14 protein-coding genes are annotated in these 16487 nt (G+C 32.6%); 12 read left to right on the top strand and 2 right to left on the bottom strand.

Going from position 1 to position 16487, the window contains the following annotated elements:
* Positions 1–3 precede the first annotated feature (3 nt).
* From ACJ6WR_RS12715 to ACJ6WR_RS12705, 3 genes are all read left to right on the top strand, one after another.
* Positions 4–486, top strand: coding sequence for a dihydrofolate reductase (locus tag ACJ6WR_RS12715; protein WP_086894178.1), 483 nt, complete (start codon positions 4–6; stop codon positions 484–486).
* A 578-nt stretch (positions 487–1064) separates the two neighbouring features.
* The gene (ubiE, locus tag ACJ6WR_RS12710) at positions 1065–1796 is read left to right on the top strand and encodes a bifunctional demethylmenaquinone methyltransferase/2-methoxy-6-polyprenyl-1,4-benzoquinol methylase UbiE (protein WP_039112491.1); all 732 of its coding nucleotides are present in this window, start codon (positions 1065–1067) and stop codon (positions 1794–1796) included.
* Position 1797: 1 nt separating this feature from the next.
* The gene (locus ACJ6WR_RS12705) at positions 1798–2517 is read left to right on the top strand and encodes a porin family protein (protein WP_409415429.1); all 720 of its coding nucleotides are present in this window, start codon (positions 1798–1800) and stop codon (positions 2515–2517) included.
* Between the two features lie 12 nt (positions 2518–2529).
* Here the strand turns inward: ACJ6WR_RS12705 and ACJ6WR_RS12700 are convergent, their stop codons facing one another.
* Positions 2530–3258, bottom strand: a complete 729-nt coding sequence (locus ACJ6WR_RS12700) for an RNA methyltransferase (protein WP_039116889.1) — start codon at positions 3256–3258, stop codon at positions 2530–2532.
* 37 nt (positions 3259–3295) lie between these two features.
* Between ACJ6WR_RS12700 and ACJ6WR_RS12695 the strand changes: the two genes are divergently transcribed.
* The 4 genes from ACJ6WR_RS12695 (at position 3296) to ACJ6WR_RS12680 (ending at position 8688) form a co-directional block, all read left to right on the top strand.
* On the top strand, positions 3296–5854 hold the full coding sequence (locus tag ACJ6WR_RS12695) for a BamA/TamA family outer membrane protein (RefSeq protein ID WP_082017757.1): 2559 nt from the start codon (positions 3296–3298) through the stop codon (positions 5852–5854).
* Positions 5855–5913: 59 nt separating this feature from the next.
* Positions 5914–6981 carry a class II fructose-bisphosphate aldolase gene (gene fbaA / locus ACJ6WR_RS12690; protein ID WP_039116962.1) on the top strand — a complete coding sequence of 356 codons (1068 nt, stop codon included), beginning with the start codon at positions 5914–5916 and terminating at the stop codon, positions 6979–6981.
* Between the two features lie 124 nt (positions 6982–7105).
* Complete coding sequence (gene accD / locus ACJ6WR_RS12685; RefSeq protein ID WP_035621709.1) at positions 7106–7960, top strand: acetyl-CoA carboxylase, carboxyltransferase subunit beta; 855 nt, start codon at positions 7106–7108, stop codon at positions 7958–7960.
* Positions 7961–8043: 83 nt separating this feature from the next.
* Complete coding sequence (locus tag ACJ6WR_RS12680) at positions 8044–8688, top strand: hypothetical protein (protein ID WP_039116888.1); 645 nt, start codon at positions 8044–8046, stop codon at positions 8686–8688.
* A 381-nt stretch (positions 8689–9069) separates the two neighbouring features.
* On the opposite strand, the gene ACJ6WR_RS12675 is transcribed toward ACJ6WR_RS12680, so the two are convergent.
* On the bottom strand, positions 9070–10320 hold the full coding sequence (locus ACJ6WR_RS12675) for an ABC transporter permease (protein WP_039112495.1): 1251 nt from the start codon (positions 10318–10320) through the stop codon (positions 9070–9072).
* A gap of 165 nt (positions 10321–10485) precedes the next feature.
* Here ACJ6WR_RS12675 and purH point away from each other — a divergent pair, with 165 nt between their 5' ends.
* From purH to mrdA, 5 genes are all read left to right on the top strand, one after another.
* A complete protein-coding gene (gene purH / locus ACJ6WR_RS12670) occupies positions 10486–12012 on the top strand; it encodes a bifunctional phosphoribosylaminoimidazolecarboxamide formyltransferase/IMP cyclohydrolase (RefSeq protein WP_409415428.1) in 1527 nt (508 codons plus the stop codon).
* A 54-nt stretch (positions 12013–12066) separates the two neighbouring features.
* Positions 12067–13095, top strand: coding sequence for a rod shape-determining protein (locus ACJ6WR_RS12665; protein WP_007804822.1), 1029 nt, complete (start codon positions 12067–12069; stop codon positions 13093–13095).
* A 107-nt stretch (positions 13096–13202) separates the two neighbouring features.
* Positions 13203–14027: a rod shape-determining protein MreC gene (mreC, locus tag ACJ6WR_RS12660; RefSeq protein WP_039116885.1), complete on the top strand. Its 825-nt coding sequence runs from the start codon at positions 13203–13205 to the stop codon at positions 14025–14027.
* Positions 14020–14526, top strand: coding sequence for a rod shape-determining protein MreD (locus ACJ6WR_RS12655; RefSeq protein WP_323489919.1), 507 nt, complete (start codon positions 14020–14022; stop codon positions 14524–14526). Before mreC ends, ACJ6WR_RS12655 begins: the two co-directional genes overlap by 8 nt.
* On the top strand, positions 14523–16475 hold the full coding sequence (gene mrdA / locus ACJ6WR_RS12650; RefSeq protein WP_409415427.1) for a penicillin-binding protein 2: 1953 nt from the start codon (positions 14523–14525) through the stop codon (positions 16473–16475). The genes ACJ6WR_RS12655 and mrdA overlap by 4 nt, the downstream gene beginning before the upstream one ends.
* Positions 16476–16487 lie beyond the last annotated feature (12 nt).

Here is a 16487-nt window from a genome sequence, read left to right as displayed (position 1 = left end):
AAAATGATTATAATGATTGCGGCTGTTGCCGAAAACAATGCGCTTGGAAAAAATAACGAAATGATTTGGCATTTATCAAATGATTTTAAAAGATTTAAAGCTCTTACCACTGGACATCATATTATAATGGGACGAAAAACATTTGAAAGTTTTCCTAAACCATTACCAAACAGAACTCATATTGTAATAACGCGTCAAGAAGATTATCAACCAGAAGGATGTATTGTTGTAAAAAGCATAGAAGAAGCAATTGCAAAATGTCCCGAAAATGATGATTCGTTTATTATTGGCGGAGGAGAAATTTACAATCTGGGAATGCCATTAGCAGATATTCTAGAAATTACAAGAGTACATCATAGCTTTGAGGCCGATGCTTTTTTTCCAGAAATCAATAAAAAGGAATGGCAACTCGTAGAGGCTGAACCTAACACCAGAGATGAAAAACATCTTTACGATTACACTTACGAAACTTACGTTAGACAATAGCACAAAAAAAAGTCCCTCAATAATGAGGGACTTTTTTTTTGGCAAACAATGATTAGAGAAATGACCTACTCTAGAAAGAGTATTTGATAACATAAAATAAAAATTACAAATATTAAAAATACACCAGAAAAGAATATTATAATATTTGAGATTTTTTGAGAGTACATCTCAAAAAAGCCTTTAATACCAAATACCACGAAGGTACTAAAGACAAAGAAAATTAAAATTTCCAAAAACAAATTTAATCCTAAGAACGTATTTTGCGCTTTAAAAAGAATACTGCTCTCAAAAACAGTACTTTCAAAACAACTTACTAGAACAAACGAGATGATAAGCGCAAGTAGCACCCATTTGATTTGGGTCATTAATTCTCTATTAATCATTGAAAAAATATATACATTTTTACAAAGTAAATTTCCACATTAAATAAGGATCCTACAATACCCACTTTTAGTGATTTTTTACAAATCATTAAAAGTGGGTATAAGAACACAGATCCAAAAATAATTTCATATCGTAATTAAAGAAACTGAATAACAGTTAATACAGATTGTATTATATTTGTACAAATAAAAAAAATGGCAGAGAAAATAACACCTTATAAAGATTCAGCCTTAGGCAAGAAAGAACAAGTAGAACAAATGTTTGATACAATATCAGGAAATTACGATAACTTAAATCGTGTAATTTCATTTGGTATTGACATAAAATGGCGTAAGAAAGTTTTAAAAATAGTTTCGGACAAAAAACCAAAGATAATTCTAGATATTGCAACAGGAACTGGCGACTTAGCTATTTTGATGGCTCAGACAAATGCCGAAAAAATTATTGGCTTAGACATATCTTCAGGAATGCTTGAAGTAGGAAAAAAGAAAATCGCAGCAAAAAACCTTACTCAAACTATTGACATGGTTGTAGGAGATTCTGAAAATTTACCTTTTGGAGACAATCATTTTGATGCAATTACCGTTGCTTTTGGTGTTAGAAATTTCGAAAATCTAGAAAAAGGATTATCTGAAATCTTAAGAGTTTTAAAACCTAATGGTGTTTTTGTAATTCTTGAAACTTCGGTTCCAGAAAAACCTCTATACCGTCAAGGCTACTCTTTTTACACTAAAAATATACTTCCGTTAATAGGAAAATTGTTTTCAAAAGACAATTCAGCTTATGGATATTTGTCAGAATCTGCTGCCGCATTTCCACATGGAGAAGTCTTAAACAATATTTTAAGAAAAATTGGGTTTATAAGTGTCGTGGCTATGCCACAAACATTTGGTGTAGCAACAATATATTCAGCTTCTAAAAAATAGTATGAAAAAAACTGTAATCTTAATTTTACTAGCCCTGACTACAAAAGGATATAGTCAATTTACTAAAAGTATGTTTAGTAAAGATCCTATTATCAATTTGGAAACCTGGCAAAAACAACGCCTTTATTTTGGGTATTACCTCGGATTTAATAGTTATGATTTCAAAATAGACTATAAATCGTATGAAGAAATAAACCAAGACATTCAGGTAAAAAAAACAACTGGATTTAATGTTGGGGTTGTAGCCGATTTAAGATTAATGGAATATATCAACCTTCGTTTTGAACCGGGGTTATATTATACAAAGAGAGATTTATACTTTCCTGATCCCGAATTAACTTCGAAGACAGATTATTTAAGAGAAGTAAGTAGTACTTACATCAATTTTCCTTTGTTATTAAAATTTTCATCTCTAAGAACTGGAAACGTACGTCCTTACCTACTTGGAGGAGTTTCTACAACATTAAATTTATCTAGTAACGCAAAATCTATAGACGACAACTTAGAGCAACGCTTTAGGGTAAAAGCCTGGACTATGAATTATGAATTAGGTTTTGGTATAGATTTCTTTTCAGAGTATTTTATATTCTCTCCTTCTATCAGGGGTTCATTTGGTATTAATGACGAGTTAATACGTGACAAAGACCCAAATAGTCCTTGGACAGGAAATATTGAATCTATAAAATCAAGAGCAATTTTAATTAACTTTACTTTTCATTAAAACACATAATAACTAGCTATTTCGTTTAAACTCACTAAGTATAATTGCGGTTGCAGTAGCCACATTTAAACTTTCGGTTTTTTGAAGTTCCCCAAATCTAGGAATAGTTAGTCTGTTTTTGATAGTTTTTTCGATTTCGTCGGAAATTCCGTTGGCTTCATTGCCCATTATAATTATCCCTTCTTGGGGTAAAGCTGTTTGGTAAATATTGGATCCGTCCATAAAAGTCCCAAAAACAGGAAGTGGTGTTTGAGCAAGAAAAGCTTTTAAATCAATATAATTTACATTAACCCTGGCAATTGAACCCATTGTAGCCTGAACTACTTTAGGATTATAAATATCTACTGATTCTTTAGAACAAAGCAATTGCTTAATTCCAAACCAATCACAAAGACGTAAAATAGTCCCTAAGTTTCCTGGATCACGAATGTCATCAAGAGCTAAGATTAAACCAGATTCTATTATTTTTTTATCGGCAGGGATTTTAAAAACTGCCAAACAAGAGTTAGGAGTTGATAATGCACTTATTTTTTTTAATTCTTGCGCACTAATTAACGTTTTCTTAGAGACTAAAACAGTCTCAAAATCGTTTTGAGTAGTATATAGGTGTTCCAGTTCAAAGTTGGATTGCAACAATTCTTGAATTACTTTTACCCCTTCGGCAAAAAACAATTGATTAGCAAAACGCTGTTTTTTTTGAAGTAAACCCGATATAAGCTTGATTTGGTTTTTACTAACCATAAAATAATGTACTTTTGAATTAAATATTTTAGAACACTTGAGAAAGAATTCCACAAAAATAGCAGCATTTATTCTAATAGCAATATTTATTTCAGCTTGTAATTCTGTAAAAAGAGTTCCTAACGGCAAAAAGCTTCTTACAAAGAATGAAATTATAGTAAATGACAAGCCTATTAATGACGAAAGCGTGTCCAACCAATTGTACCAAAAACCTAACAGTACGCTTATTGGTGGATACAAGTTGCGCTTAAACTTATACAACTTAGCCAATCCAAATCCAGATTCAACTTTTCAGGCAAAATACAAAAGTAATCCTAAAAGATATGAAAGATTATCAAAATTATTATCTGCAAAACAAGTAGACCGATTAGGACAATCTTTTTTATACAAAGGAATAAATGAGTTTTTTAAAACAACAGGTGAGCCGCCAGTAATTATTGATACTAGTAAGGTAAAAAAATCAGCTACGCGTTTAAAATATCATTATTTTCACAATGGTTATTTTAATGTAAAAACTGCTTTTACAATTGATAGTGTAGCTGCAAAAAAAGCCAAGATTCGTTACAACATTACAACAGGACAACCATTTCTCTTAGATACTATCAGTACTAATATATCATCTCCTGATGTAGATTCTTTATATAACAAAAGCATTGAAAACACAGTGTTAAAATCTGGAAATCAATACAAAACAAGTGATTTAGAGGATGAAAAAAACCGTATAACAACTTACTTTAGAAATCACGGTGTATATTATTTTCAATCTAACAATGTTACCTATAATATTGACACGATAAATAAAAAGAACAAAGCTAATATCGATTTAATCATAAAAGATTATAGTTATCAGGACAAAGATTCTAGTAGAACTATGCCTTTTAAAATCTACAAAATTAGCGACGTTAACATATACACAGACTATTCTGCTGCAAATGCCAAATTAGAAATTAAAGATAGTACTACTTATAAAAACTTTAATTTATACAGTTACAAGAAATTAAAATATAAGCCTTACGCTATAACTGATGCTATTTTTATTACCAAAGGAAGCACATTTGCTGATTTTAAAACAACTCTTACAACCCGATATTTAAACAATTTAAAGATATTTAATTATCCGTCTATCCATTATGAAGTCGACAAAAGAGATTCGACTGCACAATCTTTAATCGCCAAGATATACTTAACTCCTAGAAAAAAATATAGTTTTCAAACGACATTGGATGTTACGCACTCGAATATTCAGGATTTCGGAATTGGATTTAGTCTTTCTGAAACAATTCGAAATGTTTTTAATCGTGCCGAAACACTAGAAATAGCTGGTCGTGTTAATGTTGGTTCTTCACAAGATTTAGCAAATCCAAATGGAACTTTCTTTAATGCTTCTGAATATGGAATTGACATTAAACTGAATGTACCTAGGATATTAATGCCTTTTGGAACTGAGAAAATCATTCCAAAAAGCATGATTCCGTCTACGGTAATGACTGCTGGTTTTGCAAAACAACGAAACATTGGTCTTGATAAAGAAAACTTTACAGGTGCTTTTACCTATAACTGGACTCCAAAAAGAAATAACACTGCACGTGTCGATCTTTTGAACATTCAATATGTCCGAAATTTAAATCCGCAAAATTACTACAGAGTATATCGTTCCTCTTACAATGCTTTAAATGATATTTCACAAGAATACACTTATAACGACAAGCCTCTATTTGTTGACGATAATAATGATTTAGTAATAGACGAGGGCACATCAGGTTTTACAAAAGAGGTATTAGACAAAACAATTCCTGTTTCTAGTGATGATTATCAATCGGTAGAAAGCATCGAAGAAAGAAGGATTAGACTTACGGAAAATGATTTTATCTTAGCATCTAATTACACATTCACAAAAACGACAAAAAAAGATTTATTAGATAACACTTTTTATCTTTTTAAAGCAAAAATCGAAACTGCCGGATCATTACTTTCTCTAATCTCTCAAGCTGCTAGTTTGCAAAAAAATGCAAATGGGAACTATGAAATTTTCAATTTAGAATATTCAGAATATTTAAAGACCGAATTTGACTACATTAAACACTGGGATTTATCTAAAGAAAAAGTAATTGCTGTACGAACGTTTTTTGGAATTGCTGTTCCTTTTGGTAATTCAGATTATGTACCTTTTTCAAGAAGTTACTATTCTGGAGGTTCAAATGACAATAGAGCTTGGCAACCCTATTCACTAGGACCAGGAAGCACAGGAGCTGTTAATGATTTTAACGAAGCCAATATGAAAATCGCTATTAGCGGTGAATTTAGATATAAGATTTTAGGGAAGTTAAAAGGAGCTATTTTTGCAGATGCAGGAAATATCTGGAATGTACTAGATAATGTAACGGATGAAAAAGCAACATTTAAGAACTTAAGCGACCTTAAAGACATCGCACTAGGAACAGGAATAGGGTTTCGCTATGATTTGAGTTTTTTCGTAATCCGTTTTGACTTAGGATTTAAAACCTATAATCCTGCTTACGAAATGAACAAACGCTGGTTCAGAGATTACAATTTCGGACACTCAGTTTTAAATTTTGGAATAAATTATCCTTTCTAATGCTAATTAATTCTTATTTTTGCAACCTAAAAACTAAAAAACAACTAAAAAGAATTACAATGGCACACAATATTAAACCAGGAGTAGCAACAGGGGATCAAGTTCAAGAGATTTTTAATTATGCAAAAGAAAAAGGATTTGCACTTCCTGCAGTAAACGTTACTGGATCAAGTACAATCAATGGAGTTCTTGAAACTGCAGCAAAACTGAATGCGCCAGTTATTATTCAATTTTCTAACGGTGGAGCACAATTTAACGCTGGAAAAGGATTATCTAATGCTAACGAAAAATCAGCAATCGCTGGTGGAATCGCTGGAGCAAAACACATTCATACTTTAGCAGAAGCTTACGGTGCAACAGTAATTTTACATACTGACCACTGCGCAAAAAAATTATTACCTTGGATTGATGGTTTACTAGATGCTTCTGAAAAACATTTTGCAGAAACAGGAAAACCTTTATTCAGTTCTCATATGATTGACTTATCTGAAGAGCCAATCGAAGAAAACATCGAAATTTGCAAAGGTTATTTAGCTAGAATGAGCAAAATGGGAATGACTCTTGAAATCGAGCTTGGTATTACAGGTGGCGAAGAAGACGGTGTTGACAACTCTGATGTTGATAGCTCAAAATTATATACTCAACCAGAAGAAGTAGCTTATGCTTACGAAGAATTATCTAAAGTAAGTCCTAAATTTACAATTGCAGCAGCTTTTGGAAACGTTCACGGTGTTTACAAACCAGGAAACGTAAAATTAACTCCAAAAATCTTAAAAAATTCTCAAGATTTCGTTCAAGACAAATTCAAAACTGGTCATAACCCAGTAGATTTCGTTTTCCACGGAGGTTCAGGTTCTACACTTGAAGAAATTAGAGAAGCTATTGGATATGGTGTTATCAAAATGAACATTGATACAGATTTACAATTTGCATATACTGAAGGAATTCGTGATTATATGGTTAAAAACATTGACTATTTAAAAACACAAATTGGTAACCCAGAAGGTGCTGATGTTCCTAACAAAAAATATTATGACCCAAGAAAATGGGTACGTGAAAGCGAAGTAACATTCAATACAAGACTTGAGCAAGCTTTTGCTGACTTGAATAACGTAAATACACTTTAAATTTTAGATTTCGTAATTTAGATTTCGGACTTCTAAAAAGCCTGAAATCTAAATTTTGAATCAGATTGAAAAATCTAAACTTTAATCCCGATAACTATCGGGACTACATTCTAAATTAAAAAAAATGGCTTGGTTTAAAAGACACGAAAAAGGGATTACAACTGCTACCGAAGACAAAATGGATGTCCCAAAAGGACTTTGGTACAAATCTCCAACTGGAAAAATTATTGATGCTGATGAGTTGGCTCGTAACTTATTTGTGAGCCCAGAAGATGATTTCCATGTTAGAATTGGAAGCGCAATCTATTTTGAGATTTTATTTGATAACAACGAGTTTGTTGAATTAGATAAAAACATGACATCTAAAGATCCTTTGCATTTTGTGGATACAAAAAAATATGCAGAAAGATTAAAAGATGTAATGGAGAAAACTCACTTAAAAGACGCTGTGCGTACAGGAGTGGGAAAATCTAAAGGAAAAGAACTTGTTATTTGCTGTATGGACTTTGCCTTTATTGGTGGATCTATGGGAGCTGTAGTAGGTGAAAAAATAGCTAGAGGAATTAATCACGCTATCAAAAACAAATTACCATTTGTTATGATATCTAAATCTGGTGGAGCACGTATGATGGAAGCAGCTTACTCTTTAATGCAGTTAGCCAAAACATCTGTTAAACTTGCTCAACTTGCCGAAGCTGGTTTACCATACATTTCTTTATGTACAGACCCAACAACAGGAGGAACAACTGCTTCTTATGCTATGCTAGGAGATATTAATATTTCTGAGCCTGGTGCTTTAATTGGATTTGCAGGACCTAGAGTTGTAAGAGATACTACAGGAAAAGATTTACCTGAAGGTTTCCAAACTGCTGAATTCCTTTTAGAACATGGCTTTTTAGACTTTATAACGCCTAGAAAAGAATTGAAAGACAAGATAAACTTGTATATCGATTTGATTCAAAACAATACAATTAGATAGTTTACAAACTTCTAAAAATACCAAAATCCCATTCGCTTCTGCAAAATGGGATTTTTTTATATCTTTATTTCAAATTCTATTATATGAAAAGTGCTCTTATCGGTTTTATTACTTGCTTACTACTTTTTAATTGCGCCAAAAAGGAAGAAAAGAAAGTCGACACAAACAAGCCTTATATTATCTCTCAAGAGAACAAACCTAAGCCTTCAAGCAAACAAGAAAACAAGCAGGAGATAAAAAACATTCCACCACCTCCTCCTCCACCTTCAAATTCAACAATACCAGGATGGTTAGTTTACGGAACAAATACTTTTATTATTGATACTGATTCAAAAATATATTATTTCCAAAGAAACGACATAGGATTTATTTGCGGCACAGAAACAGCTGATACGATTCCTCATTTTATAAATCTACAACCTAAAGATTTAATCGAAATACCAAATAAAAACATCTATGATTTTATAAAATTGAATTACAAAGATGACTTTCGAAATATAACTTTTATTGCTTCAGAAACTGACACATTAAAATCTAAGGCTTTTTTCGATTTACGAAAAACTCTAGAATCTTTTACTAAAGGCCGTGATTTTTATCATATCAGAAGAATCACTCAAGAAGAAGACACTGTACTGAAGTACAAGAAAAACAATAAGTATTATGATTCAGAAGACATAAAGTGGGACAAAACAAAAATCAAATTCCCTAATTACAAAATCAAAGACTAAAGCTATAACCATCCAACTTTGCAGCAACAACGATGATAAATAACCTATTGGATGAGTACGAAGTTGAGAGACTTCACCTCAATCTGACATCTGATTATATTATGACAGGCCTATATTGTGTAGAGATACTACGGCACACCCTTAAACTTCTACTCCTTTCTCTCCAATCTTGTCACCCTGAGGAACGAAGGGTCTCAACAAGAAACTAACACAAACTTGATCTTAAATTGTCGAGCTACTCACGAAGGTTCTTCCTGCGTCAGAAAGAAAAACAAGTTTAGGATTACTATAACAAACCAATATTGCGTAGACACACTGCGGTGCGTCTCTACAGAAAATCTTTGTTCCTCTGAACCTATGAACCTTAGAACCTCAAAAAAACTACATTCCAGTTCTAATAGCTTCTACAGGATCTAATTTGGAAGCAGATATTGCGGGAAGAATCCCAGCAATTAATCCAATTAATGCTGCAAGCCCAGTTCCCAGAAGTATATTTCCCATTCCGAGTACAAACTCAAAATCGAGTGCTTTGGTAAGAATCACAGAAATTAACCAAACCAGAATTAACCCGATTGCTCCGCCAATTACTGAAAGAATAATTGCCTCAAACAAAAACTGAAACATGATAAATCTATTTTTTGCCCCCAAAGACTTCTGAATTCCAATAAGATTCGTTCGTTCTTTTACAGAAACAAACATAATATTAGCAATCCCAAATCCTCCCACAAGAAGAGAGAATCCGCTTATTATCCAACCCATCATATTCATCTGTCCGATAATTCCATCTATAAAATCTGTAAATCCTGAAAACACATTAACAAAGAAATTATCGATTTGTCCCGCTTTCAAACCTCTAACGGCTCTTAATTTCTGCGATACTTCGGCTTTATATGCATCCATATCAATTCCTTTTTCAGGCTTCAATACAATTACCGGAGTCATCCCATCATTATTATCACCATACATACGACGTAAAAAATTTGCTGGAAAAAATACCGATGTATCATTACTATCTCCAAACAAACCTGCTCCTTGCTTTTTCACGACACCTATAACAGTGAAACGTTGCCCGTACAAACGAATATTTTTCCCGATAGGTTCTTCGTCTCCAAAAAGACCTTCGGCTATATCATGTCCTAAAACTATAACTGGTGTTCCTGAATTTGATTCTGATTCGTTATAAAAACGACCTTTCTCAAAATCCAAACCTTCGATTTCCATAAATTCATACGAAACTGGAACTACATTTACATCACTAACTGTTTTAGAATCGTATTTTAAACTTTCACGTTTAACAAAAAGCTGATACCCTACCTGATTTGTATTTGTAAGAGAATTTTTCAGATAAGTATATTCATCATATTTTACGTTTGGAAATTGTTCTCTTTTCCATTGCGGAATATCTGATGGACCAAAAGGAAACTTCATTAAATAAATCGTATTTTTATCTAAGCTACTTAAATCCTTAGTAATTTTTCTATTCAAAGAATCTACAGCTGCGAGTACTGCGATGATTGAAAAAATACCAATGGTAACTCCCAACAAAGACAACAACGTTCTTAGTTTGTTACTACGTAAGGCATTCATCGCAAAACCAAAACTTTCTTTTAATAATCGAAGATAAAGCAGCATAGATTTTAAATTTACATTAAAGTAAAATTCAATAAATTTTAGTCAAAAACCTAATAAAAATTCACTTACTCATAGGTAGGATTTTTTAAGAGAATGTTACATAAAATGATGATTTTTATAATCAAAAAAAAACTATTTTTGCACCTTCATAATTATAACTACACAATGAGCACAACAAAAACTATTCAATCGGCATTAATTTCCGTCTTTTCCAAAGATGGGCTTGAACCAATTGTAAGAAAACTACACGAACAAAAAGTAACACTTTACTCTACTGGAGGAACGGAAGATTTTATTAAAAACTTAGGAATTCCTGTAGTTCCTGTAGAAGACATAACTTCTTTTCCTGAAATTCTTGGTGGACGAGTTAAGACTTTACACCCGAAAATTTTTGGTGGAATCTTAAACCGTCAAGATAACGAAAGTGATGTACAACAAATGAAGGAATTTGATATCCCTCAAATTGATTTAGTAATTGTTGATTTATACCCATTCGAAAAAACAGTTGCTTCTGGAGCTAGTGAAACAGATATTATCGAGAAAATTGATATTGGTGGAATTTCATTAATCCGTGCTGCTGCAAAAAACTTTAAAGACACTGTTATTGTGGCTTCAGTAAATGAGTACAGCTTATTGTTGGATTTAATTACAGAACAAAACGGAGCAACAACTCTTGAAAACAGAAGATTACTTGCTACAAAAGCATTTCATGTTTCATCTCATTATGATACTGCAATTTTCAACTATTTTAATACTGACGATACTATTTACAAAGAAAGTATTGCTGACGGACAAGTATTACGATATGGTGAAAACCCACATCAAAAAGGATTTTTCTTTGGAAATTTTGACGCAATGTTCAAAAAACTACACGGAAAAGAATTATCGTACAACAACTTACTTGATGTAGATGCTGCTGTAAACTTAATTGCAGAATTTAAAACTGACGGACCTACGTTTGCAATTTTAAAACACAATAACGCTTGTGGTTTAGCTACAAGAAAAAACATTAACGAAGCTTATTTAGCAGCTTTGGCTTGCGATCCAACATCTGCATTTGGTGGAGTTTTAATTTCTAACACAAAAATTGATTTAGCTACAGCTCAAGAAATAAATAAATTATTTTGCGAAGTAGTAATCGCTCCAAGTTATGACAATGAAGCAATTACAGCTTTAGAAGAAAAGAAAAACAGAATTATATTGGTTCAAAATGAGGTAGAATTACCTACAAGACAAGTGAGAACATGTCTAAACGGGCTTTTAGTACAAGATAAAAATAATATTACCGACAATAAAGCGCATTTAAGAACCGTTACAATTACTGCACCTACAGAGCAAGAAGTAGAAGATTTAATATTCGCTTCAAAGATTTGTAAGAACACAAAATCGAATACAATCGTATTTGCAAAAAACGGAACTTTAATTTCATCTGGAACGGGACAAACCTCTCGAGTAGACGCTTTGGTTCAAGCAATTGACAAAGCAAAAGCATTTGGATTTGATTTAAATGGAGCTTCGATGGCAAGTGACGCATTTTTCCCTTTTCCGGATTGTGTAGAATTAGCCAAAAAAGCAGGAATTACAGCTGTAATTCAGCCAGGTGGATCAATAAAAGACGAATTAAGCATAAATTATTGCAATGAAAATAAAGTTGCAATGGTATTTACAGGAACGCGTCATTTTAAACATTAATTTGTTTAACTTTGTGCGTTACTAATTTATAACTTTTAAACCCCTAAAAAACTTATGGGATTTTTTGATTTCATGACCGAGGATATTGCGATAGACCTTGGTACCGCAAACACTTTAATCATACATAATGATAAAGTCGTTATTGACAGTCCTTCAATCGTGGCACGTGATAGAATATCAGGCAAAATCATTGCTGTTGGTAAGGAAGCCAATATGATGCAAGGTAAAACCCATGAAAACATAAAGACCATAAGGCCACTTAAAGACGGGGTTATCGCCGACTTTGATGCTTCTGAGAAAATGATCAATATGTTCATCAAAAGTATTCCTGCATTAAAAAAGAGAATGTTTACTCCTGCATTACGTATGGTGGTATGTATTCCTTCTGGAATTACTGAAGTGGAGATGCGTGCAGTAAAAGAATCGTGCGAAAGAGTAAATGGTAAAGAAGTTTATTTGATTCACGAACCAATGGCTGCGGCAATTGGTATTGGTATCGATATTATGCAACCAAAAGGAAACATGATTGTTGATATCGGTGGTGGAACAACTGAAATTGCAGTAATTGCATTAGGTGGAATTGTATGTGACAAATCGGTGAAAATTGCTGGTGACGTATTTACAAATGATATCGTTTATTACATGCGTACACAACACAACTTATTTGTTGGAGAAAGTACTGCAGAAAAAATAAAAATTCAAATTGGAGCCGCTATCGAAGATTTGGATGGACCTCCAGAAGATATGTCAGTTCAAGGTAGAGATTTACTTACTGGTAAACCAAAACAAGTAGATGTTTCTTACCGTGAAATTGCTAAAGCATTAGACAAATCAATTCAACGAATTGAAGATGCTGTAATGGAAACATTATCTCAAACACCTCCAGAATTAGCAGCCGATATTTACAATACAGGTATTTATCTTGCAGGTGGAGGATCTATGTTAAGAGGTCTTGATAAAAGAATTTCGCAAAAAACAGATTTACCTGTTTACATTGCTGAAGATCCATTAAGAGCTGTAGTTCGTGGAACTGGAATGGCACTTAAAAACATTGCAAAATTTAAAAGTATCTTAATCAAATAAGATAAACAATTATTATATATTTCCTCAGAGCTAAAATTTATAAAACTTAGCTCTGAAGGAATTTTGAAACTTAAAGCATATCCTGAAACAAAATAACCAAGCAAGAAATGCAGCAGATATTTAATTTTATTATAAGAAACAGTAATCGGTTACTGTTTTTGCTGCTTTTAGGTATTTCGTTGGGTCTCTCCATTCAATCTCATTCTTTTCATAAAAGTAGAGTTATTAGTTCTGCTAATTTCTTGAGCGGTGGTGTTTACGAAAAAATAAACAGCGTAAATGAGTATTTGAATTTAAGAAAAGAAAACGACGAATTGGTTCTTGAAAACGCAAGACTAAAAAGTCTTTTATTTAATGCAGAAGACACTACCAAATTACCTCTTCCAGACAGCATTAAAGGCGTTAAACCTGCCGATATTATCGTTTCGAAAGTGATACATAACTCTTATAATGTACATGAGAACTATATTACTATAAACTCTGGTTCTAACGAAGGAGTTAAACCTGATATGGGAGTAATTAATAGTTTAGGAATTATTGGTATTGTAGATAACACATCTCCAAGATACGCAACTGTTATTAGCATCCTTAACATCAAATCGAGGATTAATGCCAAAATAAAAAAATCAAATCATTTCGGTTCTTTAACATGGGACGGAAAAAGCACAGGTTTTGTTCAATTAATTGACGTTCCCAGACTGGCTTCTGTTCGCAAAGGAGATACTATCGTAACTGGTGGTCAATCGGTAATTTTTCCTGAAAATATTGGAATTGGTACTATCGACAAAATATTTACGGATAAAAAAACAAATTACTACACTATCAATGTCAAATTATTTAATGACATGACAAATTTAGGACATGTATATATTATCAAGAGTAAAGACAGAGAAGAGCTTATTAAATTAGAAAAAAGAGAAAAAGATGAATAGCGCTTTGTTAATCAATGTTTCTCGATTTATCCTGCTATTGGCAGTTCAGATTATTATTTTTAATAACATGAACTTCCTTGGCTATATAAGTCCGTTTCCTTACATACTTTATATTATTTTATATCCAGTAAACGGAAACAAATCTGGCCTTATAGTATCGAGTTTTCTTCTTGGTCTTATAATGGACATGTTTTGCAATTCGGGAGGAATACACGCTACAGCTTGTTTAATTCTTGCCTATTACAGACCTTATATATTTAAATTTTCATTTGGGTTGAGTTACGAATACCAAACTATAAAATTAAACGATTCTTTAACCCCTGAACGATTCTCGTTTTTATTAGTATCAGTATTATTACATCATATAATACTGTTTACATTAGAAGCTTTCCAGTTCAACTTCATTTTAGATGTTTTACTTCGTACATTGTTCAGTACCATATTTACTATTATAACCTGTATCATAATAATATATCTTATTAAGCCCAACAGAAGATGAGAAAAGTTCTGCTGCCCTCTTTAATAATCATTGCAGCATCTTTGCTAGTAATTCGCATATTCTATTTACAAATTATAGACGATTCTTTTAAACTTAAATCAGAGAATAATGCTATAAAGATAAAATACGACTATCCCGAAAGAGGTTATATATACGATAGATACGGTAAATTATTAGTTGCTAATCAGGCATCTTATGATATCATGGTTATCCCTAGAGAGATAAAAAACATCGATACTTTAGAGTTTTGTCAACTCTTGAATGTTACCAAAGAAGATTTTATAAAAAAAATCGAGAAGGCCAAAGTCTATAGTCCTCGACTACCATCTGTATTTTTAGCACAATTAAACAAAAATGAATTTGCTGCTTTTCAAGAGAAAATCAGAAAATTCGAAGGTTTCTATTTCCAAAAAAGATCATTGCGTGATTACGAAGTCGATTATGGCGCTAACATTTTTGGTTTTATCACTCAGGTAAATGAAAAATTAGTTTCCAAAAATCCTTATTACAACAGTGGTGATTTAATTGGAATGCAAGGTGTAGAACAAAGTTACGAAGAGGTTTTACGCGGTATAAAAGGTGTAAAATATATTCAAAAAGACAAATACAATAGAGAAATAGGTTCCTACAAAGACGGAAAATATGATACAATCGCCGTACAAGGAGAAGACATCAACCTAACGATTGATGCTGAACTTCAAAAATACGGAGAAGAGTTAATGATTAACAAACGTGGTGGAATTGTAGCTTTGGAACCTAAAACTGGCGAAATCTTAGCTTTAGTTACTGCCCCATCTTATGATCCAGGTATTTTAGTTGGTAGACAACGTTCTAAAAATTATACTTTATTGTATCATGATTCGATTGCAAAACCATTATACGATCGTGGATTATTAGCCGAATATCCTCCAGGTTCACCATTTAAAATCCTAACAGGTTTAATTGGTTTACAGGAACAAGTAATAAACGAAAACACGACGTTTTTTTGTCACCATGGATTCAGTTATGGAAGAGGTCGTTTTATGAAATGCCATAATCACCCACCAAACCAACAGTTACATAATGGTATTTACAATTCATGTAATACTTATTTTGCACAGACTTACATGCTTACCATAAACAAATACAACAATCCTGCTTATGCAGTTGATGTATGGAGTAACCACGTAAAAAGCTTCGGGCTAGGTCAGTTTATGGGATATGATTTACCAACAGGTAAAAGAGGAAATATACCAACTTCTAAAACATATAAGAAAATTTATCCTAACGGAGGCTGGAGAAGTACAACAATTGTATCCAACTCGATAGGTCAAGGTGAAGTTTTAATGACACCAATTCAGTTAGCAAATATGATGGCTACAATAGCCAATCAAGGTCATTATTACACACCTCATATCATTAAAAAAATTGAAGGAGAAAAAATAGACCCTAAATTCACGACTAAACACGAAACTACGATAGACAAAAAATATTTCCCTCCTATAATTAGCGGATTATTTGATGTTTACAACCTAGGAACTGCTAGTAGGTTACGTGTTGAAGGGATTGACATTTGTGGAAAAACAGGTACAGCAGAGAATTATGCCAAGATTAATGGAAAAAGGACCAAACTAGAAGACCACTCTATATTTGTAGCATTTGCACCAAAAGACAATCCGAAAATTGCGATAGCAGTAATGATTGAAAATGGAGGATTTGGAGCTGCAATTGCAGGGCCTATTGCCAGTTTAATGATTGAGAAATACCTTCGTAAAAAAATCACACGAAACGATTTAGAAATACGAATTTTAAATACAAGTCTAAATTCCCGATATGCTAAATTAGGCGGAATGGCTGAAGCTAGTTTAATAGAAACTACACCTAAAGATTCTGTTATGAGAGCAAAAATGAACAAGCCTGTACCCAAAGAAGTTAAAATAACAAAAGTAGACACAACTCAAAAAAACTAATAAAGAGATTCA

The organism is Flavobacterium sp. PS2 (assembly GCF_046250155.1).
GTDB lineage: Bacteria > Bacteroidota > Bacteroidia > Flavobacteriales > Flavobacteriaceae > Flavobacterium.
Note: the sequence above shows the minus strand (reverse complement) of the source record. Positions and strands in the feature narration are given on the sequence as shown.